The organism is Pseudomonas sp. CC11G (assembly GCF_056174845.1).
In genome coordinates, this window is the sequence record NZ_JBWBZC010000001.1 from 172,468 (window position 1) to 197,006 (window position 24,539).

Here is a 24,539-nt window from a genome sequence, read left to right on the forward strand (position 1 = left end):
GGGGAGCATCATGGCAATCGTTAAATGCAAACCGACCTCCGCTGGCCGCCGTTTTGTGGTCAAGGTGGTCAACCAGGAGCTGCACAAAGGCGCTCCTTACGCACCGCTGCTCGAGAAGAAGTCGAAGACTGGTGGTCGTAACAACAATGGCCGTATTACCACTCGTCACATCGGTGGTGGTCACAAGCAGCATTACCGTCTGGTCGATTTCCGTCGCAACGACAAAGATGGCATCGCTGCCACTGTCGAGCGTATTGAATACGATCCAAACCGTACCGCTCACATCGCACTGCTGCTGTACGCAGACGGCGAACGCCGTTATATCATCGCCCCAAAAGGCGTGAGTGCTGGCGACCAGCTGATCTCGGGCGCTCTCGCTCCGATCAAGCCGGGCAACTCGCTGCAACTGCGTAACATCCCAGTCGGTAGCACCATTCATGGTGTTGAGTTGAAGCCGGGTAAAGGTGCTCAGATCGCTCGTTCCGCTGGTGCTTCGGCTCAGCTGATCGCTCGTGAAGGCGCATACGTGACCTTGCGTCTGCGTTCCGGTGAAATGCGTAAAGTGCTGGCTGAATGCCGTGCGACCCTGGGCGAAGTCTCGAACTCCGAGCACAGCTTGCGTTCGCTGGGTAAAGCGGGTGCCACGCGCTGGCGTGGCGTTCGCCCAACCGTTCGTGGTGTCGCCATGAACCCGGTTGACCACCCACATGGTGGTGGTGAAGGTCGTACCTCTGGTGGTCGTCATCCGGTGTCTCCATGGGGCTTCCCGACTAAGGGCGCGAAGACTCGTGGTAACAAACGCACCGATAACATGATCGTCCGTCGTCGCAAGTAAATAGAGGGATACGACAGTGCCACGTTCTCTGAAAAAAGGTCCTTTTATCGATCTTCACCTACTGAAGAAGGTCGAAGTGGCGGTGGAAAAGAACGATCGCAAACCGGTGAAAACCTGGTCGCGTCGTTCGATGATCCTGCCACAAATGGTCGGTCTGACCATCGCTGTGCATAACGGTCGTCAACATGTTCCAGTTCTCGTGAACGAAGACATGGTCGGTCACAAACTGGGCGAGTTCGCCGGTACCCGTACATATCGCGGGCACGTGGCTGACAAGAAAGCCAAGCGTTAAGGGGTAAGGAAATGGAAGTAGCCGCTAAGTTGTCGGGCGCTCGAATCTCCGCCCAGAAAGCCCGCTTGGTCGCCGACCAAATCCGCGGGAAGAAGGTGGGCGAAGCGCTCAACCTGCTGGCTTTTAGCAGTAAGAAAGCCGCGGAAATCATGAAGAAAGTGCTGGAGTCGGCTGTAGCCAACGCCGAGCACAACGAAGGCGCTGACGTAGACGACCTCAAAGTCTCTACTGTTTTCGTCAACGAAGGGCGTTCGCTGAAGCGCATCATGCCACGTGCCAAAGGCCGTGCTGATCGCATCGTCAAGCGGTCTTGCCATATCACTGTCAAGGTTGCTGACAAGTAACGGAGTCGAAGAGATGGGTCAGAAAGTACATCCCATTGGCATTCGCCTGGGAATCGTCAAGGAGCACACCTCCGTCTGGTACGCCGACGGTCGGACTTATGCGGACTATTTGTTCGCAGATCTGAAGGTGCGTGAATACCTCCAAGACAAACTAAAAAGCGCGTCCGTAAGCCGTATCGATATCCATCGCCCGGCTCAGACTGCACGCATCACCATCCACACCGCTCGTCCAGGTATCGTTATCGGGAAGAAAGGTGAGGATGTTGAGAAGCTGCGTCAGGACCTGACCAAGCAAATGGGTGTGCCTGTGCACATCAATATCGAAGAGATCCGCAAGCCGGAGCTTGACGGTATGCTGGTTGCACAGAGCGTAGCTCAGCAGCTGGAGCGTCGTGTGATGTTCCGTCGCGCTATGAAACGCGCTGTACAGAACGCCATGCGTATTGGTGCCAAAGGCATCAAAATCCAAGTGAGCGGTCGTTTGGGCGGCGCAGAAATTGCCCGTACCGAGTGGTATCGCGAAGGTCGTGTGCCGTTGCACACCCTGCGTGCCGATATCGACTATGCCACGTACGAAGCGCACACCACTTACGGTGTGATCGGTGTGAAGGTTTGGATCTTCAAAGGCGAAGTAATTGGTGGTCGCCAAGAAGAACTCAAACCACAAGCACCAGCGCCTCGTAAAAAAGCTGCTAAGTAAGGGGTACGCCAAATGTTGCAACCAAAGCGTACGAAGTTCCGCAAGATGATGACAGGCCACAACCGTGGTCTGGCCCAGCGCGGTAGCAAAGTCAGCTTCGGCGAGTTCGCCTTGAAGTCTGTTGCCCGCGGTCGTCTCACCGCCCGTCAGATTGAGTCCGCTCGTCGTGCTCTGACTCGTCACGTAAAACGTGGTGGGAAAATCTGGATTCGCGTGTTCCCTGACAAACCGGTTACCAAGAAGCCTCTCGAAGTGCGGATGGGTAAAGGGAAGGGTAGCGTTGAGTATTGGGTAGCCCAAATCCAGCCAGGCAAAGTCCTGTATGAGATCGAAGGCGTTTCCGAAGAGCTGGCGCGTGAGGCTTTCGCCCTGGCTGCTGCAAAGCTGCCGCTCGCCACCTCCTTTGTTAAACGGACGGTGATGTGATGAAAGCGAATGAACTTCGTGAAAAATCAGCACAGCAGCTGAACGAGCAACTGCTCGGCCTGCTGCGCGACCAGTTCAATCTGCGTATGCAGAAAGCAACTGGCCAGTTGGGGCAGTCTCACCTGCTCTCGCAAGTTAAGCGCGACATCGCTCGCGTGAAGACTGTGCTTAACCAGCAGGCAGGTAAGTAATCATGGCTGAAGCTGAAAAAACTGTCCGTACGCTGACTGGCCGTGTCGTCAGCGACAAGATGGACAAGACCATCACCGTACTGATCGAGCGTCGCGTAAAGCACCCGATCTACGGTAAATACGTGAAGCGTTCGACCAAATTGCACGCCCACGACGAAACCAACCAGTGCCACATCGGCGACAAAGTCACTATTCGTGAAACTCGTCCGATGGCCAAGACCAAAAATTGGGCACTGGTTGAAGTCGTTGAACGCGCAGTGGAAGTCTAAGGACTAGGGGTCGGAGAAATTATATGATTCAGACTCAATCCATGCTCGATGTAGCTGATAACAGCGGCGCTCGTCGTGTTATGTGCATCAAGGTGTTGGGCGGTTCGCATCGTCGTTATGCCGGCATCGGCGACATCATCAAAGTTACCGTCAAGGAAGCAATTCCGCGCGGTAAAGTGAAAAAAGGCCAAGTGATGACTGCAGTAGTAGTCCGCACGCGTCACGGCGTTCGTCGCCCTGATGGCTCGATCATTCGCTTTGATGGCAACGCTGCTGTTCTGCTGAACAACAAGCAAGAGCCGATCGGCACCCGTATCTTTGGGCCCGTGACCCGTGAACTTCGCTCTGAGAAGTTCATGAAGATCGTCTCGCTCGCCCCTGAAGTGCTGTAAGGAGATCCGACATGCAAAAGATTCGTCGTGACGACGAGATCATCGTGATCGCCGGCAAAGACAAAGGTAAGCGTGGCAAGGTGCTCAAGGTTCTCGCTGACGACCGTTTGGTCGTTGGTGGGATCAACCTGGTGAAGCGCCATACCAAGCCGAACCCTATGTCGGGCGTTCAAGGCGGTATCGTCGAGAAAGAAGCGCCTCTGCACGCTTCTAACGTCGCCATTTTCAACTCTGAAACCAGCAAGGCTGATCGCGTTGGTTTCAAAGTAGAAGAAGGCAAAAAAATTCGTGTCTTCAAGTCGACCCAAAAAGCGGTTGATGCTTGAACACTGCTAGGTAGAAGACCATGGCACGACTAAAAGAGATTTATCGGAAAGAAATCGCTCCGAAGCTTAAGGAAGAACTCAAGCTCTCGAACGTGATGGAAGTTCCGCGCGTTACCAAAATCACCCTGAACATGGGTCTTGGCGAAGCGATCGGTGACAAGAAAATCATCGAACACGCTGTAGCGGATTTGGAAAAGATCACCGGTCAGAAAGTCGTTGTGACTTACGCCAAGAAATCCATCGCGGGCTTCAAAGTTCGTGAAGGTTGGCCGATCGGCGTGAAAGTGACCCTGCGTCGCGAACGTATGTACGAATTCCTGGATCGTCTGCTTTCGATCTCCCTGCCGCGCGTGCGTGACTTCCGCGGCCTGAATGCCAAGTCCTTCGACGGTCGTGGCAACTACAGCATGGGCGTTAAAGAGCAGATCATTTTCCCGGAAATCGATTACGACAAAATCGACGCGCTGCGCGGTCTGGACATCACCCTGACCACTACTGCTCGTACGGATGATGAAGGTCGCGCCTTGCTGCGTGCTTTCAAATTCCCGTTCCGCAACTGATCGGAGTAGGAACATGGCCAAGACAAGCATGAAAAACCGCGAGCTGAAGCGTCAGCAAACGGTTGCCAAGTACGCCAAAAAGCGTGCTGAGCTGAAAGCTACCATCGTTAATCCGAACACCAGTCCGGAAGCTCGTTGGGAAGCGCAGATCGCCCTGCAAAAGCAACCACGTGACGCCAGCGCTTCGCGCCTGCGTAACCGTTGCCGCATCACCGGTCGTCCGCACGGCGTGTACCGCAAGTTCGGCCTCGGCCGTAACAAGCTGCGCGAAGCTGCAATGCGCGGTGATGTACCAGGTCTGGTGAAAGCCAGCTGGTAAGTCGAAGTCTCGACAAGCCGGGGTCCGCTCTTCACGGAGTTGGCCCTGGTACAGAGCAAAAATGAATCAAGCCCCTTTTGGGGCTTGATTCATTTTTAATCAGTCTCTAGAATGCTCGGCTCGCCTGAGCCTGGCTTTTATATGCACGGCATTTTTCTAGCGACATGCAGTAGCCGTTTGGCTAATTCTTTTGTTTCAGGAGCACCTAGCCCATGAGTATGCAGGACCCGTTAGCGGACATGCTAACTCGTATCCGTAATGCCCAGATGGCTGAAAAGTCCGTCGTAAGCATGCCGTCTTCCACGTTGAAGGTGGCTGTAGCCAAAGTCCTGAAGGACGAAGGTTACATCGCGGGTTTTCAGATCAGCAGCGATGTTAAGCCGCAGCTGTCCATCGAGCTGAAATATTTCGAAGGCCGTCCGGTCATCGAAGAAGTGAAGCGCGTCAGCCGTCCAGGCCTGCGCCAGTACAAGTCCGTTGATGATCTGCCGAAAGTTCGTGGCGGTCTCGGCGTTTCCATCGTCTCCACCAACAAAGGTGTGATGACGGATCGTGCTGCGCGCGCTGCCGGTGTCGGCGGCGAAGTGCTCTGCACCGTGTTCTAAGGGGGGAACAAGCATGTCTCGCGTTGCTAAGAACCCCGTTAAGCTGCCAGCTGGTGTCGAGATCAAACTCGCCGGCCAACAGCTCTCGGTGAAGGGTGCCAAAGGCGCTCTCGAACTGAACGTTCATTCGTCCGTTGAAATTGTTGAGGAAGCTGGTGAGCTGCGTTTCGCTGCTCGCAATGGCGACCAACAAACTCGCGCAATGGCCGGTACCACCCGTGCGTTGGTGAACAACATGGTAATCGGCGTCAGCCAAGGCTTCGAGCGCAAGCTGCAGCTGGTTGGTGTTGGTTACAAGGCTCAGGCCAAAGGCGAAATCCTTTCCCTGGCACTTGGCTTCTCGCACCCGGTGGATTACGAACTTCCACAAGGCGTAACCGCAGAAACTCCTAGCCAAACCGATATCCTGATCAAGGGCATCGACAAGCAGCTGGTAGGTCAAGTGGCCGCTGAGATCCGTGACTTCCGTCCGCCAGAACCTTACAAAGGTAAAGGTGTGCGTTACGCAGACGAAGTCGTCCGCCGTAAAGAAGCGAAGAAGAAGTAGGGCATAGCAAATGACCGACAAAAAAGTTACTCGACTGCGTCGCGCTCGCAAAGCACGCCTGAAAATGCACGAGCTAGAAGCCGTGCGTCTCTGCGTGTACCGCTCTTCGCAGCACATTTACGCCCAGGTCATCTCGGCCGACGGCAGCAAAGTCTTGGCAAGCGCTTCGACTTTGGACAAGGATCTGCGTACTGGTGCCACTGGCAACATCGACGCGGCCACGAAAGTTGGCCAACTGGTTGCTGAGCGCGCGAAAGCCGCTGGCGTCACTCAGGTGGCATTCGACCGTTCTGGCTTCAAGTACCACGGCCGCGTCAAGGCGCTGGCTGATGCTGCTCGTGAAGGCGGGCTGGAGTTCTAAGTTATGGCAAATAACGATCAAAGACGCGACAGCCGCGACAACGGCAACGACGAAGGCTACATCGAGAAACTGGTTCAGGTTAATCGTGTAGCTAAAACCGTAAAAGGCGGCCGTATCTTCACTTTTACCGCGTTGACCGTGGTGGGTGATGGTAAGGGCCGTGTTGGTTTCGGTCGCGGTAAGTCCCGCGAAGTGCCAGCCGCTATCCAGAAAGCTATGGAAGCTGCTCGTCGCAATATGATTCAAGTGGACCTGAACGGCACCACTCTGCAGTACGCAATGAAGTCTGCTCATGGCGCCTCCAAGGTGTACATGCAGCCTGCTTCTGAGGGTACCGGTATCATCGCTGGCGGCGCTATGCGTGCTGTCCTCGAAGTTGCTGGCGTGCAGAACGTGTTGGCCAAGTGCTACGGCTCGACTAACCCGGTAAACGTGGTTCACGCCACTTTCAAAGGTTTGAAAGCTATGCAATCTCCAGGTTCTATTGCTGCCAAGCGCGGCAAGAGCGTTGAGGAGATCCGTTGATCATGGCTACCGTTAAAGTAACGCTGATCAAAAGCATGACCGGCCGTATTCCTAACCACAAACTCTGTGTTAAAGGTCTGGGCCTGCGTCGCATCGGTCACACTGTAGAAGTCTTGGATACTCCGGCTAACCGCGGGATGATCAACAAGGCTTACTACATGCTGCGAGTTGAGGGTTAACACATGTACCTGAACGATCTGAGTCCTGCGCCGGGTTCCCGTCGCGAGAAGCACCGTCCGGGCCGTGGTATCGGTAGTGGTTTGGGTAAGACAGGTGGCCGCGGCCACAAAGGTCAGACCTCCCGCTCCGGTGGCACCATCGCTCCGGGTTTTGAAGGCGGTCAACAGCCGCTGCACCGTCGTCTGCCGAAGTTCGGCTTCGTCTCCCTGAAAGCTATGGATCGTGCAGAAGTTCGCACCTCCGAGCTGAATAAAGTGGAAGGCGATGTTGTAACTCTGCAGTCCCTGAAGGATGCCAACCTGATTAATCAAAACGTACAGCGCGTGAAAGTAATGCTGTCCGGTGAGATTACTCGTGCGGTGACCCTCAAAGGTATCGCTGCCACCAAAGGTGCGCGTGCGGCTATCGAAGCAGCTGGCGGCAAATTCGAGGAATAAATGGCTAAGCAAGGTGCTCTCTCAGCGCTCAGCAATGGCGGGTTGTCCGAGCTCTGGGCTCGTCTGCGCTTTCTCCTTATGGCGATCATCGTCTATCGAGTAGGCGCTCACATCCCAGTTCCAGGTATCAACCCGGACCGGTTGGCGGATCTGTTTCGGCAGAATGAGGGGACCATTCTTAGCTTGTTCAACATGTTTTCCGGCGGTGCGCTGGAGCGCATGAGCATTTTTGCACTGGGGATCATGCCGTACATTTCGGCATCGATCATCATGCAGCTCATGACTGCTGTCAGCCCGCAGCTGGAGCAGTTGAAGAAGGAAGGTGAGTCTGGCCGTCGCAAGATTAGCCAGTACACCCGCTACGGCACCTTGATTCTGGCGTTTGTACAAGCAACCGGTATGTCCGTTGGCTTGGCCGGTCAAGGTGTAGCGTTCTCGGGCGATTTCGGCTTTCACTTCGTGGCAGTCAGCACATTTGTTGCTGGTGCCATGTTCATGATGTGGCTGGGTGAGCAGATCACTGAGCGCGGTGTCGGTAACGGCATCTCGATGTTGATCTTCTCAGGTATTGTCGCTGGCTTGCCGCGTGCAATTGGGCAGTCTTTCGAGTCTGCGCGTCAGGGGGATATCAATATCTTCGCTCTGGTTGCAATCGGCCTGCTCGCGGTAGCGATCATCGGGTTTGTGGTGTTCATTGAACGTGGTCAGCGTCGCATTGCGGTGCACTACGCCAAGCGTCAGCAAGGCCGCAAGGTCTTCGCTGCGCAGACTAGCCACTTGCCGTTGAAGGTAAACATGGCCGGAGTTATCCCGGCTATTTTTGCCAGTAGCCTTCTGTTATTCCCGGCTTCGCTGGGCGCCTGGTTTGGTCAGTCTGCAGGTCTGGGCTGGCTTCAGGATGTTTCGCAGGCTATCGCTCCTGGTCAGCCGTTGAATATCTTGCTGTTTAGTGCGGGGATCGTTTTCTTCTGCTTCTTCTACACAGCGCTGATGTTCAACCCGAAAGACGTAGCGGAAAACCTGAAGAAGTCTGGTGCCTTTATTCCTGGCATTCGTCCGGGTGAGCAATCGGCGCGCTATATCGATGGCGTGTTGACTCGCTTAACCATGTTCGGTGCTTTGTACATGATGGCTGTTTGCTTGCTGCCCCAGTTTCTGGTCGTTGCTGCAAACGTGCCGTTCTATCTTGGCGGGACCTCGTTGCTGATCGTGGTAGTGGTTGTGATGGACTTTATGTCCCAAGTACAATCGCACCTCGTTTCACACCAGTACGAATCCCTGATGAAGAAAGCCAACCTGAAGGGCTACGGCAACGGCATGCTCCGTTAATGTGTCCATAAGGTTCGAGGAGTTGGTGATGAAAGTTCGTGCATCGGTGAAAAAGCTGTGCCGCAACTGCAAAATTATTCGCCGTGAAGGTGTCGTGCGAGTCATCTGCAGTGCAGAACCGCGTCACAAGCAGCGCCAAGGCTGAGTGTGATCAAAAGCTATAAGCCCGGCAGCTAGTGCGCTGTCGGGTTGCTTATTTGTTATTACAGCGTTAATATCTCGCGCCCTTTTCTTGGCTTCCGGGGCGTAGGTAGCTGTCAATTGGAGTTTCATTGAATGGCCCGTATTGCAGGCGTCAACATTCCAGATAACAAGCATACTGTTATCTCGCTGACCTACATCTTCGGTGTTGGTCGCACAACTGCGCAGAAAATTTGCGCAACCACCGGGGTTAACCCGGCGGCAAAGATTAAAGATCTGAGCGATGAGCAGATTGAACTCCTGCGTGGCGAAGTGGCAAAGGTGAACACCGAAGGTGACCTGCGTCGTGAAGTCAACATGAAGATCAAGCGCTTGATGGACCTGGGTTGCTACCGCGGCCTGCGTCATCGTCGCGGTCTACCGGTTCGCGGTCAGCGCACCAAGACCAACGCACGCACCCGTAAGGGTCCGCGTAAGCCGATCCGCAAGTAATCGCACCCGCGAATCGACAGGAATCTAGTCATGGCAAAACCTGCTGCTCGTCCTCGTAAAAAAGTTAAAAAGACAGTGGTTGATGGCATCGCCCATATCCACGCGTCTTTCAACAACACCATTGTGACCATTACCGATCGTCAAGGTAACGCCCTATCCTGGGCTACCTCTGGTGGTTCGGGTTTCCGCGGTTCACGCAAGTCCACTCCGTTCGCTGCTCAAGTAGCTGCTGAACGTGCTGGTCAAGCTGCGCTGGAATATGGCCTGAAAAACCTCGACGTTAACGTCAAGGGCCCAGGTCCAGGTCGTGAGTCCGCTGTCCGTGCTTTGAACGGCTGCGGTTACAAGATCGCCAGCATCACCGACGTGACGCCAATCCCGCATAACGGGTGCCGTCCGCCGAAGAAGCGCCGCGTGTAATCAGGAGACGATAGATAATGGCTCGTTACATTGGTCCAAAATGCAAACTGGCGCGTCGTGAAGGCACTGACCTGTTCCTGAAAAGTGGCGTTCGCGCTCTGGAATCGAAGTGCAACATTGAAGCTGCCCCTGGTATCCACGGTCAGCGCCGCGGTCGCCAATCCGACTACGGTACCCAACTGCGTGAAAAGCAGAAGGTACGTCGTATCTATGGCGTGCTTGAGCGTCAATTCAGCGGTTACTACAAAGAAGCTGCCGGCAAGAAAGGCGCTACTGGTGAGAACCTGCTGCAACTGCTCGAATGCCGTCTGGATAACGTTGTATACCGTATGGGCTTTGGTGCTACACGCGCCGAATCCCGTCAGCTGGTTTCGCATAAAGCTATCAGCATCAACGGTAAAACTGTAAACATCCCGTCCTACCAGGTTCGTGCTGGTGACGTTGTTGCAGTTCGCGAGAAATCGAAGAATCAGCTGCGCATTGTTCAAGCTCTTGAGCTGTGTGCCCAGCGTGGCCGCGTTGAATGGGTAGATGTAGACACTGAGAAGAAATCGGGCGTTTTCAAAAGCGTACCAGCTCGCAGTGACCTCTCCGCCGACATCAACGAAAGCCTGATTGTCGAGCTCTACTCCAAGTAAGGGCTAGAAAATAGGTGCATCCATGCAGATTTCGGTAAATGAGTTCCTGACCCCCCGTCACATCGATGTGCAGGTGGTCAGTCCGACCCGCGCTAAGATCACCCTCGAGCCTCTCGAGCGTGGTTTTGGCCACACGTTGGGCAACGCGCTGCGTCGTATTTTGTTGTCCTCAATGCCTGGCTGTGCAGTAGTCGAGGCCGAGATTGACGGTGTACTCCACGAGTACAGCGCCATCGAAGGTGTACAGGAAGACGTAATTGAAATCCTGCTCAACCTGAAAGGTCTGGCTATTAAGTTGCACGGTCGTGACGAAGTGACTCTGACACTGGCGAAGAAGGGCTCGGGCGTTGTTACCGCTGCCGATATTCAGCTGGATCATGATGTCGAGATCGTCAATGGTGATCACGTTATTGCCAACCTGGCTTCTAACGGCGCACTGAACATGAAGCTCACTGTGGCTCGTGGTCGCGGCTATGAGCCTGCTGATTCGCGTCAGAGTGATGAAGACGAAAGTCGCAGCATTGGTCGCTTGCAGCTGGACTCCTCTTTCAGCCCTGTGCGCCGTGTGGCGTACGTCGTTGAAAACGCCCGTGTTGAGCAGCGTACTAACCTTGACAAGCTGGTTATTGACCTGGAGACCAACGGTACTCTGGATCCTGAAGAGGCTATCCGCCGCGCTGCAACCATTCTGCAACAGCAGTTGGCTGCGTTCGTCGACCTCAAAGGTGACAGTGAGCCAGTGGTAATCGAGCAGGAAGACGAGATCGATCCGATCCTGCTGCGCCCGGTTGATGATCTGGAACTGACCGTTCGTTCGGCCAACTGCCTTAAGGCGGAGAACATCTACTACATCGGCGATCTGATTCAGCGCACCGAAGTAGAGCTGTTGAAAACTCCGAACTTGGGCAAGAAGTCCCTGACTGAGATCAAGGACGTGCTGGCCTCTCGTGGTCTTTCTCTCGGTATGCGCCTGGACAACTGGCCACCGGCAAGTCTTAAGAAGGACGACAAGGCGACTGCCTGATCGTCGTAATCACCGAACGTAAGTTTGGTAAGGAATTGAACCATGCGTCATCGTAAGAGTGGTCGTCACCTGAGCCGCACTAGCGCTCACCGCAAGGCCATGTTTCAAAACATGGCGGTGTCGCTGTTTGAGCACGAGCTGATCAAAACGACCCTGCCTAAGGCCAAGGAACTGCGCCGCGTAGCCGAGCCGCTGATCACCCTGGCTAAAGAAGATAGTTTGGCAAACCGCCGTTTGGCCTTCGACCGTACTCGTTCGAAAGCCATCGTTGGTAAGCTGTTCAACGACCTGGGCAAGCGCTACGCCACCCGTCAGGGCGGTTACCTGCGTATTCTCAAGTGCGGTTTCCGCGCTGGCGACAATGCTCCAATGGCTTATGTTGAGCTGGTTGACCGTCCGGTCGGCGGCGCAGCTGTAGACGCTGAGTAAGTCGTAGGTTGTAAGAAAAAACCGGGCTTTGGCCCGGTTTTTTTGTGCCCAAAGAAAAGACGACTATAGATAACGCAAGGCTAAAAGTATTTGACTATCGATAGTCTGTATTAATGAATTATCCATAAGCGATAGCGAACCTTAATCTCTCCTCCAACGCCGGGCGACACCGGTTGGATATGACCAGGAGAGTGAAATGAGCCAGTCCCCCATCCTCACGACCGCAAGCGGTGCGCCGGTTGCTGACAATCAAAATTCCCGTTCAGCCGGCCCCCGTGGTCCGTTGCTGTTGGATGATTTTCATCTGGTAGAGAAGCTCGCCCACTTCAACCGCGAAGTGATCCCTGAGCGCCGCGTCCACGCGAAAGGCTCCGGTGCGTACGGCACGTTTACCGTTACCCGCGATATCACCGCACTCAGCCACGCCAAGCTGTTCGATAGCGTGGGCAAACAAACGCCCATGTTCCTGCGCTTCTCCACCGTCGGCGGCGAGCGTGGTTCTGCCGATACCGAGCGCGATCCTCGCGGTTTCGCCGTGAAGTTCTACACTGAAGAAGGTAACTGGGACATCGTCGGCAATAACACCCCGGTGTTCTTTATCCGCGACCCGATGAAATTCCCCGACTTTATCCACACGCAAAAGCGCTTGCCGCAAAGCAATCTGAAAAGCCCGCAGATGATGTGGGACTTCTGGTCGCTGTCGCCTGAGTCGTTGCATCAGGTCACCATCCTGTTTTCCGATCGCGGCATACCGGACGGCTACCGCTTTATGCACGGCTTTGGCAGTCACACCTACAGCCTGATTAACGCCAACGGCGAGCGCCACTGGGTGAAGTGGCATTACAAGAGTCAGCAAGGCATCAAAAACCTTTCGCCGACGGTAGCTGCCCACCTGGCGGGCACCGACCCGGATTACGCTCAACGCGATCTGTTTGGTGCCATCGACCGTGGCGACTTCCCGAAATGGAAGGTGTGCATTCAGGTAATGACCGAAGCTCAGGCCGCCGCACACCGCGAAAACCCGTTCGATGTCACCAAGACCTGGTCGCAGAAAGATTTCCCGCTCATTGAAGTAGGCGAGATCGAGCTGAACCGTAACCCGCAGAACTACTTCGCTGAGGTCGAGCAAGCAGCGTTCGCGCCGAGCAATATGGTGCCGGGTGTTGGTCTGTCGCCGGACCGCATGCTGCAGGGCCGCGTATTCGCCTACGCCGACGCGCACCGCTATCGCATTGGCACCAACCATCAGCAACTGCCAGTGAACGCCCCGCGCTCGCCGGTGAATAACTACCAGCGCGACGGTTCTATGCGCTTCGATGGCAACGGTGGTGCGGCGCCGCACTACGAGCCCAACAGTTACGCCGGTGCGCCGAAGCAGGCGCCGCAATACCGGGAACCTGCTCTGGCGCTGGAAGGCGCGGCCGACCGTTACGACCACCGTACCGACGGCGATTACTACAGTCAGGCCGGTGCGCTGTTCCGCTTGATGAGTGCCGAGCAGCAGGCGCTCCTGATCAGCAATATCGCCGGCGCCCTGCAAGGGGTCAGCGAAGACATTCAACTGCGTCAGCTAGCGCATTTCAGCCAGGCGGATGGTGCCTATGGCCGTGGCGTTGCCAAAGCGCTTGGCTTGAACGTGGAGTAACGCTCCACAAGCGAAAAAGGCGCCCTCAGAGGCGCCTTTTTTATCGCGGCTAAAAACCTAGTCCAGACTAAAACCCAACTGCCGCCAGCCTTCGTAAACGGCCACGGCAACGGTGTTGGACAGATTCAGGCTGCGGCAGCCCGGGCGCATGGGCAAGCGCAGGCGTTGCTCGGCAGGAATGGCTTCTAGCACGTCTGCCGGCAAGCCTCGACTTTCGGGGCCAAACAACAACGCATCACCTTTGGCAAACGTCGCTTCATGAAACGGGTGCGAGGCCTTGGTGGTGAACGCAAACACCCGCGGCTGCCCCAGGCTTTCCAGACAGCTGGGCAGGTCGCTGTGGCGAGTCAGGGTGGCGTACTCGTGGTAATCCAGCCCGGCGCGGCGCAGACGCTTGTCGTCAAGTTCGAAACCAATCGGCTCGATCAGGTGCAGACTGCATCCGCTATTGGCGCAGAGCCTGATAATGTTGCCGGTATTGGGGGGGATTTCCGGTTGAAACAGAATCACGTGAAACATGCACGACTCCGACTTGAGGGCGTCGAGGATTTTACCCTCGAAGTGCCGGACCCGCGGCCAAAATTATTGGTTCGTGTGGTGGCGTCTTTGGCGCTGTTCGGCTTTATGGTGGGAATGATGATCGGCCGCTTGCAAGACCCTGCGCCCGTGATGCTCGACGACATTGTGGTCATCGCCGGTGGGCTGGAGCTTCTGTTCGACGCTGAACCAAAAGTGCTCGCCGAGCAAGTCGATGGTGCGCTGGTGATGCGCTTTTATGCCGAAGGCAGTTCGCGCCAGGGCCAGCTGCAATTGGACGGTAAGAACGTCAATTGGCGGCTTCTGCGGAGTAAGGGAGGGTTGCTGCTGAATCTGGTCGCGGCCCGCCCGCTGCAGGCCCAGTGGCACGGCGCAGCGGAGGGTGGACGGTGGCGGCTAGTGATCAGCCTTGTTGCGCAGTAACAGTTGCGGATAAAACCGCAGAATAAAAAAGGGGAATCCCCGGCCTGCCTGTACCAAGGTCCCCGAAAACTGGGGGTATTTCGTTTCTACACTTAACACTATGCAGGTGGTGTGCCAGTTTTATTGCGGCCCACAAAAAAGCGAGCATTGCGCTCGCTTTTTTGTGGGCGGGTAAGGCGAAAACTCAGCTTTCGTCTTCGTCGTCATCGCCGCCGTCGATCTTCATGCCTAGCTCTTTTATCTTACGAGTCAAGGTGTTACGGCCCCAGCCGAGCAGCACGGCGGCGTCGCGACGACGGCCGGCGGTGTGCTTGAGGGCAGTCTCGATCATGATCCGTTCGAAGGTTGGCACGGCCGTATCGAGCAGGCTGGACTGCCCGCGTGCGAGCGCCTGATCGGCCCATTGGCGCAAAGCCTGCTCCCAATTGGTCGCCGGAGCACTGTCTTGGGGCTGCGTAAGCAATTCCGGGGGCAGGTCGTCGATATGCACTTCGCGGCCCGACGCCATTACTGTAATCCAGCGGCAGGTGTTTTCCAGCTGACGCACGTTGCCTGGCCACGGCAGGTTCTTCAGGTAGTCCTCTGTCTCGGTTTTCAGCAGCTTCGGCTCGACGGCCAGCTCCTGGGCAGCGCGAGCAAGGAAGTGACGGGCCAGGGTCGGGATATCTTCGCGGCGATCCGACATGCGCGGGATATGAATGCGGATAACGTTCAGGCGGTGGAACAAGTCTTCACGGAACTTGCCGGCCTGCACCAGGTTTTCCAGATTCTGGTGGGTGGCGGCGATGATGCGCACGTCCACTTTCACCGGCGTATGGCCGCCGACGCGGTAGAACTCGCCATCGGCCAATACGCGCAGCAACCGCGTTTGGGTGTCGGCCGGCATATCGCCGATTTCATCGAGGAACAGGGTGCCGCCGTCGGCTTGCTCGAAACGACCGCGACGCTGGTTGGCCGCGCCGGTAAAAGCGCCTTTCTCATGGCCGAACAGCTCGGATTCCATCAGGTCTTTCGGAATCGCCGCCATGTTCAGCGCAATAAATGGCGACGCCGCGCGCGGACTGTGCCGATGCAGGGCGTGGGCAACCAATTCTTTACCGGTGCCCGACTCACCATTAATAAGCACGGTGATGTTCGAGTGGCTCAGGCGGCCGATGGCGCGAAACACTTCCTGCATCGCCGGCGCTTCGCCGATGATTTCCGGAGTGCGGGTCTGCTCAACCGGCACGTGCAGGCCTTGCTGTTCCTGGGCGTGTTGGAAGGCTCGCTTTACCAGCGAAACAGCCTCGTCCACGTCGAAGGGTTTGGGAAGGTATTCAAAGGCGCCGCCCTGATAGGAAGCCACCGCGCTTTCCAGGTCGGAATGGGCGGTCATTATAATCACCGGCAAACGCGGGTAGAGCTCGCGAATGCGCGCCAGCAAGTCCAGGCCACTGGCACCGGGCATGCGGATGTCCGAAATGATCACGTCCGGCTGCTGACGGCTAAGACGGCTGAGCACGCCGTCGGCACTGTCGAAGCTGGTGGTGGTCATGCCTTCTTGCTGCAGGGCTTTTTCCAGTACCCAACGGATGGAACGATCGTCGTCGACAATCCAGACGGTTTCGCTGCGGCTCATGACGAAGTAACTCCTTGTTCCAACGGCAGGAAGATCGAAAACACGGTGTGGCCAGGGTGGCTCTCGCATTCGATCAGCCCCTGATGCTGACTGATGATGTTCTGGGTGATAGCCAAGCCCAGTCCGGTACCGTCCGGACGACCACTGACCATGGGATAGAAAATGGTTTCTTGAAGTTCAGCCGGAATGCCCGGGCCGTTGTCGATGATTTCCACCTTCGCCACCAGGCGGTGGCGGGTGTGGGCAATGGTGAACTGCCGCAAGGTACGGGTACGCAGCATGATGCGGCCCTGGCGGAATTCATTCTGGCCGCCGATGGCTTGCATGGCGTTGCGCACGATATTGAGCACCGCCTGAATCATCTGCTCGCGGTCGATCAATACGTCGGGGATGCTCGGGTCGTAGTCGCGCACCAAGGTGATGCCGCCCTGGCTCTCGGCCTCCACCAGGCTGCTGACCCGCTCCAGTACTTCGTGCACGTTGGTCATTGCCAGCGATGGCAGCTTGTTGGAGCCGAGCATGCGGTCGACCAGATTACGCAGGCGGTCGGCCTCTTCGATGATGACGTTGGTGTAATCCTTGAGGTTTTCGTCTGGCAGTTCTCGGGCCAGCAGCTGTGCGGCGCCGCGAATGCCACCCAGTGGATTCTTTATTTCATGGGCGAGGCCGCGCACCAGCATTTTGGTGGTTTCCTGCTTGGACAGCTGGGCTTCTTCCTTGGTGATGCGCAGCAGGCGATCACGCGGATGAACCTCAAGCAGCAGCAGGGTGGCGCCGCGGTTGAGAATCGGCGTAACCGCATAGTCCACGGTCAGGGTCTGGCCGGTGAGGGCGATCAGCACCGCTTCGCGCTTATTGAAGGGGTGCGCCTCTTCGACAGCCTGGCGCAACGAGGCCAGCGCTTCGGGCGATTCGGTAAACAACTCACTGATGAATTGGCCGTGGCTGCGCTGGCCGCTGACGGCCAGAAGCATTTCCGCCGCGGGGTTCATGTACTCAAGGCGCAGTTCGGCGTTGAGCAGCAGAGTCGCGGTGGTCAGGTTGTCCAGCAGCAGGCGGTGCAGTGCGTCGTTGATGGTCATCTATGGGATCCCGAGAATGGGACTGAAAATGCAAAAAGCAAACCAAAGCCCCGAAAAGACGCGTGATAGCGGCGTAAACAGGGAAATTGGGTCGTTTTGCTGCACCGTCAGCCGCCATGAGCGAACCAAAACAGGGAGAGCATAGAATTTGGTGCGTCACAAAGCACCAATATGGTGCTTTGTGCGTGACGGCTAGACGGTTAGAGGAAGGGGACGAAGGGGATGTCGTCGTCATCGTCTTTGGGTTTGTCCTTGAGCGGGCATTCCGGCCGCACGCCCCAGTCGCCTTTCGAGCAGGGATTGGCTCGGCGCTTACTGTCGAGCGAGGTGCGCACGATATGCACGGGTTGGCTCGGCGTGCGCGCAACGCTGCGCCCTTCGGCGTCGATAATCTCTGCCGCCAACTGGTGGGTGCCACGGTCCAGGTTGGTCAGCGGAATCACCGGGCTGCGCCCGGGTGTGCCAGCCACGGTGCCATCGAGCAGCAAGCGGTAGTTGTGGCCCTCCATCAGTGCCGGGTCGCTGGTCAGCGTGACGATCAGGTCGCCGGACGAGCCTTCCTGCACCGTGGCATCGGGTTCGGGCACCAGAATGCGCAACAGCTGATACGTGGCCAACGGCGCGGGTGCTACTACCGGCACGGGCACCCGTACGGTTGGCGGTGTGGTCTGGTTCATGCCATTGGTGGGGGCGATCTCCACCTTCTTGGCATTGCCCCTCGGTTGGTCGGTAAAGACCCGGTTACCTTCGCTATCAATATAGGTATACACATCGGCCACGGCTGGGAGGCCCAGCAACAGCAGGCAGAGCAGAGCGAATCGCATGGTTTAGTTGGCTGGCCTTGGAGTCGGTTTGGGCGTCGGTTTGATCGGCGGACGGGCTGGGCTGTTGGTGCTGATGCGCTGCGTAGTGAAAGTGACGGTGGCGCTCTGCTGAATCAGGCGATCGCCGCTAAACACCTGCACCGAGAGGCTGTGTTCGCCGCGGTCCACATTGTTGAGGGGGAACTGCAGACTGCTGGTCAGGCCGCCATAGGGCTGGCCGTCGAGCAGCAGCTGCAGGCTGTCGCCGATGCGCAGTTGTGGTTGGATGTTCACGCTCACGGTGAAGCTACCGTCGTTGGCGCGTAGCGCTTCTTCGTCCGGCACATTGGCAATTTCCAGCACGCTGTAGATTTGTTCGGTTGCCGATGGCTCCTGCGAGTTGCCCGGCATGGTGGGTGGAGGTGGCGATTGCACGGTGTTTACCGGCGGCAGGGTGACGGCTTCGGCGTTGGTGCCTTGGGGCGGCTGGTTGGTGAAAACGGTGTTGCCGTTGGCGTCGGTGTACTTGTAGATCTCGGCGCTGGCGGGCAGGGCCAGGGCGGCTAACAGGCAGGTCACGATCAGGCGCATGGCGTGGGTTCCGTGGGGTGTGTGCTTAGCCTTGCACTGCAATGCGGCGCTGGCAAGTTTGTCCGCTTATCGCTGTGCACGAGAACAAGATTGCGGGCAATAAAAAGCGCCTCTGCTGGGAGGCGCTCGGCCATCACGGGCGGCCTTACCTGTTTTTTCGCTGAGTGGCAGCATCGGCACGCCGGCATAGAACACCAGCAGGTCGGCTGGCTGTTCGCCGGTCATGCCGCGGTGAATGATGCCCACCGTTTCCGCCAACGTGTCGCCCTGTTTGAGTAGGCGCCTTTGTCCCGGCTTGCGGGTTTCGACGGTGAGTTCGCCAGCAAGCATATAAGCGGCGTTGGGGATGGGGTGAGTGTGCCAATCAAGCACGGAATTGGGAGGGATATGGATTTTCACCAAGGTCAATTCCGGCGTGCCGCGCGGGTAGCTGGTGTACGGCGTGCCATCCCAGGAGATGGTGGTTTTAAGCAGGACTTGCGATTCGATGCCGGGCTTGTCGAGGGTGTGGCTGCAGCCGGCAAGCCACAGGCAGCTGAGGGCTGTGGTGGCGATCTGGCGTGGGTTCATGGCGTCGCTCCAACTGTTGGGGGTACAGAGGGAGGAATACGGGTAATCGCTGCTGCGGGCTGTCAGGCAAGGCGCGCTGATGCCGCGCGATGGCGCTTTGTACGGTGTGAAAGGCGGAAATAAAAAAGGCCTCCCGAGGGAGGCCTTCTCAATCACGCCGCTATGAAAGCGAGCGTGTCTGGCTTGGACGCTGTTCTACTTAAACGCTGTAGTACAGGTCGTATTCCAGAGGGTGCACGAAGGTGCGCACTTTGATTTCTTCTTCGCTCTTCAGCTCGATGTAGGCATCGATGAAGTCGTCGCTGAACACGCCGCCTTTGGTCAAGAACGCACGGCCCTTGTCCAGTTCTTCCAGAGCTTCTTTCAGGCTGCCGCACACTTGCGGAATCAGCTTGCCTTCTTCTGGAGGCAGGTCGTACAGGTTCTTGTCCGCTGCGTCGCCAGGGTGGATCTTGTTCTGAATACCGTCCAGACCAGCCATCAGCAGAGCTGCGAAGGCCAGGTACGGGTTGGCAGCCGGATCCGGGAAGCGCGCTTCGATGCGGCGAGCTTTCGGGCTGGAAACGTACGGGATACGGATGGAAGCGGAACGGTTACGAGCCGAGTAGGCCAGCATTACCGGAGCTTCGAAACCTGGGACCAGACGCTTGTAGGAGTTGGTCGACGGGTTGGTGAAGCCGTTCAGTGCCTTACCGTGCTTGATGATGCCGCCGATGAAGAACAGAGCGGTATCGGACAGGCCGGCATAGCCTTCGCCGGCGAAGGTGTTCTTGCCGTCTTTACCGATCGACAGGTGAACGTGCATACCCGAACCGTTATCGCCGTACAGCGGCTTAGGCATGAAGGTAGCGGTTTTGCCGTAGGCATCAGCTACGTTGTGTACGCAGTACTTCAGGGTCTGAACTTCGTCAGCCTTGGCTACTAGGGTGTTGAACTTAACGCCGATTTCGTTCTGACCAGCAGTCGCCACTTCGTGGTGGTGAACTTCGATGACCAGGCCCATTTCTTCCATGGCATTACACATGGCAGTACGGATTTCGTGGTCGTGGTCGCATGGCGGAACCGGGAAGTAACCACCTTTAACGCCTGGACGGTGGCCTTTGTTGCCGGTTTCGATGTCAGCGTCGGACATCCAGGAGCCTTGTTCGGAGTAGATCTTGAACATGGAGCCGGAGATGTCGGATTTGAATTTTACTTCGTCGAAGATGAAGAATTCTGGTTCCGGGCCAACGAATACGGTGTCACCGATACCGGTGGTCTTCAGGTATTCCTCGGCACGCGAAGCGATGGAGCGCGGGTCGCGGTCGTAGCCTTGCATGGTCGATGGTTCGATGATGTTGCAAACCAGGATCAGGGTTGGCTCTTCGGTGAACGGGTCGAGCACGGCAGTGCTGTCTACTGGCAGCAGGATCATGTCGGAGGCTTCGATGCCTTTCCAGCCATGGATCGAGGAGCCGTCGAACATTTTGCCGACTTCGAAGAATTCGTCGTCAAGGGCGTCACGGGCCGGCATGGTCACGTGGTGCTGCTTGCCTTTGGTATCGGTGAAGCGCAGGTCAACCCACTTCACGTCGTGTTCTTTGATTAGTTGAAGCGCCTTCGACATGGTGTCCTCCAGATGGTGGGGCGTTGTGATTTTTTAGCCCCAAATAAAACGGTGAAGCCGGGCGGCATAGTCCGCCAGGGCAACCTGCCTCACAAGGGAGCAAATTGCATGCCAGTGCCCCGAAGTGGGTTTGATGCACGAAACTCAGGCGTAGCGGGGGCTGCGCGGCAAAAACATAGCGGGCAATGCACCAATATGAGGCTCTGGTTAAATGGCGAGACTCATTTTGGTGCGCCGCCGATCTTTGTGTGCATTGCCTGGTTAAACCTTGAGCAATTTCCGCTATAATCCGCGCCCCTCAATTTCGGCCGGGCTCGCGCACGCTGTTTTCATGAAACTTATCGTTAAAGTCTTCCCCGAGATCACCATTAAAAGCCGGCCGGTGCGTACGCGTTTTATCCGCCAGCTTGCGAAGAATATTCGCGCGGTGATGCGTGACCTGGATCCAGATCTCGTGGTGGACGGCGTGTGGGACAACATTGACGTCGAGACCAAACTCACCGAGCCCAAAGTGCTGGTTGAGCTTAAAGAACGCCTGACCCGTATCCCGGGCATCGGCCAGTTCCTCGAAGTGAATGAATACCCGCTGGGCGATTTCGACGACATGGTCGAAAAGTGCAAAGCCCACTTCGGCGAGCAACTGGCCGGCAAAGTGTTTGCCGTGCGCTGCAAGCGTGCCGGCAAACACACTTTCAGTTCCATGGATGTTGAGCGTTATGTCGGCAGCCAACTGCGTCGTCAGTGCGGCGCCGCCGGTATCTCGCTGAAAGAGCCTGACCTGCTGGTGCGCATGGAAATTCGCAATCAGCTTTTATATGTCATTCACAGCCAACACGAAGGCCTTGGTGGATACCCGCTGGGCGCCATCGAGCAGACGCTGGTGCTGATGTCCGGTGGTTTCGACTCCACCGTGGCGGCGTACCAGATGATCCGCCGCGGGCTGATCAGCCATTTCTGCTTCTTCAATCTTGGCGGCCGCGCCCATGAGCTGGGGGTGATGGAAGTTGCCCACTATCTATGGAGCCGTTACGGCAGTTCGCACCGCGTGCTGTTCGTCAGCGTGCCATTTGAAGAAGTGCTCGGCGAAATTCTCGGCAAGGTCGATAACGCGCACATGGGTGTCGTGCTCAAGCGCATGATGCTGCGCGCTGCCACCCGTGTGGCCGACGGCCTGGATATCGACGCGCTGGTCACCGGCGAGGCGATTTCCCAGGTGTCCAGCCAGACGCTGCCGAACCTGTCGGTGATCGACCGCGCGACCGAAAAGCTGGTGATGCGCCCGCTGATCGCGAGCCACAAGCAAGACATCATCAATATGGCTGAGCACATCGGCACCGCCGAATTTGCCAAGCATATGCCCGAATATTGCGGAGTGATCTCGGTAAACCCGACCACCCGTGCCAAACATGACCGCGTCGTTTATGAAGAAGCCCAGATCGATATGACCGTGTTCGAGCGCGCCCTTGAGCGCGCCCGTTCCGTGACAATCGACCGGGTGATCGACGAGTTAAGCCAAGACATCCAGGTCGAGGAATTGAGTGAAGCCTTGCCTGGGCAGATCGTGCTGGACATCCGTCATCCGGATGCCCAGGAAGATCTGCCGCTGGAGTTGGACGGCATCGAAGTAAGAGCGTTGCCGTTCTTCGCGCTCAACAGTCGCTACAAGGAACTGGACTCCACCCGTCAGTACCTGCTGTATTGCGACAAAGGCGTGATGAGCCGCCTGCATGCCCACCACTTGCTTAGCGAGGGGCATGCCAATGTGCGCGTTTATCGTCCGGCATAAAACGCCGGGGCTGAATGGCGGCAGTATCCGCCACCGCCCCCCCGACCGACGGGGCAGTTGAGCCACTCATTCTTCATACTGGCCGCCTAGACTTAGCGGCGAACCGAATCCTCTGATCGAGATGCAAAAGTGATCGAAAATCTACGCAACATCGCCATCATCGCCCACGTTGACCATGGTAAGACCACCCTGGTTGATAAACTCCTGCGTCAATCCGGCACCCTGGAGCGCAACGAGCTCAACGACGAGCGCGTGATGGACTCCAACGACCAGGAAAAAGAGCGCGGCATTACCATTCTCGCGAAGAACACCGCGATCAACTGGAACGGCTACCACATCAACATCGTCGACACCCCCGGCCACGCCGACTTCGGCGGCGAAGTTGAGCGCGTAATGTCGATGGTGGACTCGGTTCTGCTGCTGGTCGACGCTCAAGACGGCCCGATGCCGCAAACCCGCTTCGTAACCAAGAAAGCCTTCGAAGCCGGCCTGCGCCCAATCGTGGTCATCAACAAGGTTGACCGTCCAGGCGCTCGTCCGGACTGGGTTCTGGACCAGATCTTCGACCTGTTCGACAACCTCGGTGCTACCGAAGAACAGCTGGACTTCAAGGTCGTCTACGCCTCCGCCCTGAACGGTATTGCTGGTCTTGACCACACCGAAATGGCTGAAGACATGACCCCGCTGTACCAGTCCATCGTCGACAACGTTCCGGCTCCGGCCGTTGACCGCGACGGTCCGTTCCAGATGCAAATCTCGGCACTGGACTACAACAGCTTCCTCGGCATCATCGGCGTTGGCCGTATCGCCCGTGGTCGCGTCAAGCCGAACACCCCGGTCGTCGCCATCGACGCCGACGGCAAGCGCCGCAACGGTCGTATCCTGAAGCTGATGGGTCACCACGGTTTGCACCGTGTAGACGTTGAAGAAGCAGCTGCCGGCGACATCGTCTGCATCAGCGGTATGGACCAGCTGTTCATCTCCGACACCCTGTGCGACATCAACAACGTGGAAGCGATGAAGCCGCTGACCGTTGACGAGCCGACCGTATCCATGACCTTCCAGGTCAACGATTCGCCGTTCTGCGGTAAAGAAGGCAAGTTCGTTACCAGCCGCAACATCAAAGAGCGTCTGGACAAAGAGCTGCTGTACAACGTGGCACTGCGCGTTGAAGAAGGCGACTCGGCCGACCGTTTCAAAGTATCGGGCCGTGGCGAGCTGCACTTGTCCGTACTGATCGAAACCATGCGTCGCGAAGGCTTCGAAATGGGTGTAGGTCGTCCTGAAGTAATCATCCGCGTAGTTGATGGCGTGAAGAACGAACCGTTCGAAAACGTCACCATCGACATCCCGGAAGAGTCGCAGGGCAAGGTCATGGAAGAAATGGGTCTGCGTAAAGGCGACCTGACCAACATGTCCCCGGATGGCAAAGGCCGTGTACGTCTGGAATACAACATTCCAGCCCGTGGTCTGATCGGTTTCCGTAACCAGTTCCTGACCCTCACCAACGGCGCCGGCATCCTGACCTCGATCTTCGATCGTTACGACACCATGAAGTCGGGCCACATGTCTGGCCGTCAGAACGGCGTTCTGGTTTCGGTTGAAACCGGCAAGGCTCTGACCTACTCCCTGGAAACCCTGCAAGCGCGCGGCAAGCTGTTCGTTGAGCACGGTCAGGACATCTACAACGGTCAGATCGTTGGTCTGAACAGCCGTGACAACGACCTGGGTGTTAACCCAACCAAAGGCAAGAAGCTCGACAACATGCGTGCTTCGGGCAAAGACGAAACCATCGCTCTGGTTCCGCCGGTTCGTTTCACTCTGGAACAGGCTCTGGAATTCATCCAGGACGACGAGCTGTGCGAAGTAACGCCGAAATCCATCCGTCTTCGTAAGAAGATCCTGGACGAAGGCGAGCGCACCCGCGCTGCCAAGAAAGCGGCCAAATAATTGGCTTAGCTTCGGCTAAATAAAAACGCCCCCGGCCTTACGACCGGGGGCGTTTTTTTATGCCCAGATTTTGGCGTTCATTTCACACCGTCATTCCCGCGAAGGCGGGAATCCAGAATGGGCCAGAAATACGTAATTTATTCAGA

35 protein-coding genes are annotated in these 24,539 nt (G+C 56.8%); 28 read left to right on the forward strand and 7 right to left on the reverse strand.

Translation table 11 applies throughout. From position 1 onward, the window contains the following. Positions 1–10: 10 nt before the first annotated feature. The 25 genes from rplB (at position 11) to AC0V2S_RS00905 (ending at position 13,427) form a co-directional block, all read left to right on the forward strand. Complete coding sequence (gene rplB / locus AC0V2S_RS00785; protein WP_475508090.1) at positions 11–835, forward strand: 50S ribosomal protein L2; 825 nt, start codon at positions 11–13, stop codon at positions 833–835. Positions 836–851: 16 nt separating this feature from the next. Next, positions 852–1,127 (forward strand): 30S ribosomal protein S19, encoded by a 276-nt coding sequence (rpsS, locus tag AC0V2S_RS00790; protein ID WP_003255482.1) that lies wholly within the window; start codon positions 852–854, stop codon positions 1,125–1,127. 11 nt (positions 1,128–1,138) lie between these two features. Beyond that, positions 1,139–1,471: a 50S ribosomal protein L22 gene (gene rplV, locus AC0V2S_RS00795; RefSeq protein WP_003103908.1), complete on the forward strand. Its 333-nt coding sequence runs from the start codon at positions 1,139–1,141 to the stop codon at positions 1,469–1,471. A gap of 13 nt (positions 1,472–1,484) precedes the next feature. Then, positions 1,485–2,171 carry a 30S ribosomal protein S3 gene (gene rpsC, locus AC0V2S_RS00800; RefSeq protein ID WP_027982006.1) on the forward strand — a complete coding sequence of 229 codons (687 nt, stop codon included), beginning with the start codon at positions 1,485–1,487 and terminating at the stop codon, positions 2,169–2,171. A 12-nt stretch (positions 2,172–2,183) separates the two neighbouring features. After that, on the forward strand, positions 2,184–2,597 hold the full coding sequence (gene rplP, locus AC0V2S_RS00805) for a 50S ribosomal protein L16 (protein WP_108096531.1): 414 nt from the start codon (positions 2,184–2,186) through the stop codon (positions 2,595–2,597). Beyond that, positions 2,597–2,788, forward strand: a complete 192-nt coding sequence (gene rpmC / locus AC0V2S_RS00810; RefSeq protein WP_002555481.1) for a 50S ribosomal protein L29 — start codon at positions 2,597–2,599, stop codon at positions 2,786–2,788. The genes rplP and rpmC overlap by 1 nt, the downstream gene beginning before the upstream one ends. A 2-nt stretch (positions 2,789–2,790) precedes the next feature. Further along, the gene (gene rpsQ, locus AC0V2S_RS00815) at positions 2,791–3,057 is read left to right on the forward strand and encodes a 30S ribosomal protein S17 (protein ID WP_108096530.1); all 267 of its coding nucleotides are present in this window, start codon (positions 2,791–2,793) and stop codon (positions 3,055–3,057) included. Positions 3,058–3,080: 23 nt separating this feature from the next. Beyond that, complete coding sequence (gene rplN, locus AC0V2S_RS00820) at positions 3,081–3,449, forward strand: 50S ribosomal protein L14 (RefSeq protein WP_003289207.1); 369 nt, start codon at positions 3,081–3,083, stop codon at positions 3,447–3,449. 11 nt (positions 3,450–3,460) lie between these two features. After that, positions 3,461–3,775 carry a 50S ribosomal protein L24 gene (rplX, locus tag AC0V2S_RS00825; RefSeq protein ID WP_056836274.1) on the forward strand — a complete coding sequence of 105 codons (315 nt, stop codon included), beginning with the start codon at positions 3,461–3,463 and terminating at the stop codon, positions 3,773–3,775. A 20-nt stretch (positions 3,776–3,795) separates the two neighbouring features. Beyond that, on the forward strand, positions 3,796–4,335 hold the full coding sequence (gene rplE / locus AC0V2S_RS00830; RefSeq protein ID WP_110618210.1) for a 50S ribosomal protein L5: 540 nt from the start codon (positions 3,796–3,798) through the stop codon (positions 4,333–4,335). A 13-nt stretch (positions 4,336–4,348) separates the two neighbouring features. Next, complete coding sequence (rpsN, locus tag AC0V2S_RS00835; RefSeq protein WP_122453853.1) at positions 4,349–4,654, forward strand: 30S ribosomal protein S14; 306 nt, start codon at positions 4,349–4,351, stop codon at positions 4,652–4,654. 212 nt (positions 4,655–4,866) lie between these two features. Next, the gene (gene rpsH, locus AC0V2S_RS00840) at positions 4,867–5,259 is read left to right on the forward strand and encodes a 30S ribosomal protein S8 (protein WP_108096527.1); all 393 of its coding nucleotides are present in this window, start codon (positions 4,867–4,869) and stop codon (positions 5,257–5,259) included. Between the two features lie 13 nt (positions 5,260–5,272). Continuing rightward, on the forward strand, positions 5,273–5,806 hold the full coding sequence (rplF, locus tag AC0V2S_RS00845; protein WP_108096526.1) for a 50S ribosomal protein L6: 534 nt from the start codon (positions 5,273–5,275) through the stop codon (positions 5,804–5,806). 10 nt (positions 5,807–5,816) lie between these two features. Further along, on the forward strand, positions 5,817–6,167 hold the full coding sequence (gene rplR, locus AC0V2S_RS00850; RefSeq protein WP_110618212.1) for a 50S ribosomal protein L18: 351 nt from the start codon (positions 5,817–5,819) through the stop codon (positions 6,165–6,167). 3 nt (positions 6,168–6,170) lie between these two features. Next, positions 6,171–6,692: a 30S ribosomal protein S5 gene (gene rpsE / locus AC0V2S_RS00855; protein WP_108096524.1), complete on the forward strand. Its 522-nt coding sequence runs from the start codon at positions 6,171–6,173 to the stop codon at positions 6,690–6,692. A gap of 2 nt (positions 6,693–6,694) precedes the next feature. Beyond that, positions 6,695–6,871 carry a 50S ribosomal protein L30 gene (rpmD, locus tag AC0V2S_RS00860; RefSeq protein ID WP_110618213.1) on the forward strand — a complete coding sequence of 59 codons (177 nt, stop codon included), beginning with the start codon at positions 6,695–6,697 and terminating at the stop codon, positions 6,869–6,871. Positions 6,872–6,874: 3 nt separating this feature from the next. Next, a complete protein-coding gene (gene rplO, locus AC0V2S_RS00865) occupies positions 6,875–7,309 on the forward strand; it encodes a 50S ribosomal protein L15 (RefSeq protein ID WP_108096522.1) in 435 nt (144 codons plus the stop codon). Beyond that, positions 7,310–8,638 carry a preprotein translocase subunit SecY gene (secY, locus tag AC0V2S_RS00870; RefSeq protein ID WP_271196084.1) on the forward strand — a complete coding sequence of 443 codons (1,329 nt, stop codon included), beginning with the start codon at positions 7,310–7,312 and terminating at the stop codon, positions 8,636–8,638. A gap of 28 nt (positions 8,639–8,666) precedes the next feature. Continuing rightward, positions 8,667–8,783 (forward strand): 50S ribosomal protein L36, encoded by a 117-nt coding sequence (gene rpmJ, locus AC0V2S_RS00875; protein WP_002555468.1) that lies wholly within the window; start codon positions 8,667–8,669, stop codon positions 8,781–8,783. Between the two features lie 131 nt (positions 8,784–8,914). After that, positions 8,915–9,271: a 30S ribosomal protein S13 gene (rpsM, locus tag AC0V2S_RS00880; protein ID WP_108096520.1), complete on the forward strand. Its 357-nt coding sequence runs from the start codon at positions 8,915–8,917 to the stop codon at positions 9,269–9,271. A gap of 30 nt (positions 9,272–9,301) precedes the next feature. Further along, positions 9,302–9,691 carry a 30S ribosomal protein S11 gene (rpsK, locus tag AC0V2S_RS00885; protein WP_002555466.1) on the forward strand — a complete coding sequence of 130 codons (390 nt, stop codon included), beginning with the start codon at positions 9,302–9,304 and terminating at the stop codon, positions 9,689–9,691. A gap of 17 nt (positions 9,692–9,708) precedes the next feature. Beyond that, positions 9,709–10,329: a 30S ribosomal protein S4 gene (gene rpsD, locus AC0V2S_RS00890; RefSeq protein WP_110618216.1), complete on the forward strand. Its 621-nt coding sequence runs from the start codon at positions 9,709–9,711 to the stop codon at positions 10,327–10,329. Between the two features lie 22 nt (positions 10,330–10,351). After that, positions 10,352–11,353 carry a DNA-directed RNA polymerase subunit alpha gene (locus tag AC0V2S_RS00895; protein WP_108096518.1) on the forward strand — a complete coding sequence of 334 codons (1,002 nt, stop codon included), beginning with the start codon at positions 10,352–10,354 and terminating at the stop codon, positions 11,351–11,353. Between the two features lie 42 nt (positions 11,354–11,395). After that, positions 11,396–11,782, forward strand: coding sequence for a 50S ribosomal protein L17 (gene rplQ / locus AC0V2S_RS00900; protein WP_108096517.1), 387 nt, complete (start codon positions 11,396–11,398; stop codon positions 11,780–11,782). 196 nt (positions 11,783–11,978) lie between these two features. Next, positions 11,979–13,427: a catalase gene (locus AC0V2S_RS00905; protein WP_475508091.1), complete on the forward strand. Its 1,449-nt coding sequence runs from the start codon at positions 11,979–11,981 to the stop codon at positions 13,425–13,427. A 57-nt stretch (positions 13,428–13,484) separates the two neighbouring features. Here AC0V2S_RS00905 and AC0V2S_RS00910 read toward each other — a convergent pair whose 3' ends face one another. Next, complete coding sequence (locus AC0V2S_RS00910) at positions 13,485–13,946, reverse strand: tRNA (cytidine(34)-2'-O)-methyltransferase (protein ID WP_475508092.1); 462 nt, start codon at positions 13,944–13,946, stop codon at positions 13,485–13,487. Positions 13,947–13,988: 42 nt separating this feature from the next. On the opposite strand from AC0V2S_RS00910, the gene AC0V2S_RS00915 reads away from it, so the two are divergent. Beyond that, positions 13,989–14,387, forward strand: coding sequence for a hypothetical protein (locus AC0V2S_RS00915; RefSeq protein WP_475508681.1), 399 nt, complete (start codon positions 13,989–13,991; stop codon positions 14,385–14,387). Positions 14,388–14,571: 184 nt separating this feature from the next. On the opposite strand, the gene ntrC is transcribed toward AC0V2S_RS00915, so the two are convergent. The 6 genes from ntrC to glnA form a co-directional block, all read right to left on the reverse strand. Continuing rightward, on the reverse strand, positions 14,572–16,005 hold the full coding sequence (gene ntrC, locus AC0V2S_RS00920; RefSeq protein ID WP_475508093.1) for a nitrogen regulation protein NR(I): 1,434 nt from the start codon (positions 16,003–16,005) through the stop codon (positions 14,572–14,574). Beyond that, complete coding sequence (gene glnL, locus AC0V2S_RS00925) at positions 16,002–17,087, reverse strand: nitrogen regulation protein NR(II) (RefSeq protein ID WP_475508094.1); 1,086 nt, start codon at positions 17,085–17,087, stop codon at positions 16,002–16,004. Before glnL ends, ntrC begins: the two co-directional genes overlap by 4 nt. A 200-nt stretch (positions 17,088–17,287) precedes the next feature. Next, the gene (locus AC0V2S_RS00930; RefSeq protein ID WP_475508095.1) at positions 17,288–17,911 is read right to left on the reverse strand and encodes a DUF4124 domain-containing protein; all 624 of its coding nucleotides are present in this window, start codon (positions 17,909–17,911) and stop codon (positions 17,288–17,290) included. Positions 17,912–17,914: 3 nt separating this feature from the next. Next, a complete protein-coding gene (locus tag AC0V2S_RS00935) occupies positions 17,915–18,481 on the reverse strand; it encodes a DUF4124 domain-containing protein (protein ID WP_475508096.1) in 567 nt (188 codons plus the stop codon). 66 nt (positions 18,482–18,547) lie between these two features. Next, the gene (locus tag AC0V2S_RS00940; RefSeq protein ID WP_475508097.1) at positions 18,548–19,051 is read right to left on the reverse strand and encodes a cupin domain-containing protein; all 504 of its coding nucleotides are present in this window, start codon (positions 19,049–19,051) and stop codon (positions 18,548–18,550) included. Between the two features lie 199 nt (positions 19,052–19,250). Continuing rightward, entirely contained in the window at positions 19,251–20,657 is a 1,407-nt protein-coding gene (glnA, locus tag AC0V2S_RS00945; RefSeq protein ID WP_110618225.1) for a type I glutamate--ammonia ligase, read from the reverse strand. 331 nt (positions 20,658–20,988) lie between these two features. Here glnA and thiI point away from each other — a divergent pair, with 331 nt between their 5' ends. Further along, the gene (thiI, locus tag AC0V2S_RS00950; RefSeq protein WP_475508098.1) at positions 20,989–22,443 is read left to right on the forward strand and encodes a tRNA uracil 4-sulfurtransferase ThiI; all 1,455 of its coding nucleotides are present in this window, start codon (positions 20,989–20,991) and stop codon (positions 22,441–22,443) included. Between the two features lie 129 nt (positions 22,444–22,572). Further along, positions 22,573–24,393, forward strand: coding sequence for a translational GTPase TypA (gene typA, locus AC0V2S_RS00955; RefSeq protein ID WP_475508099.1), 1,821 nt, complete (start codon positions 22,573–22,575; stop codon positions 24,391–24,393). Positions 24,394–24,539 lie beyond the last annotated feature (146 nt).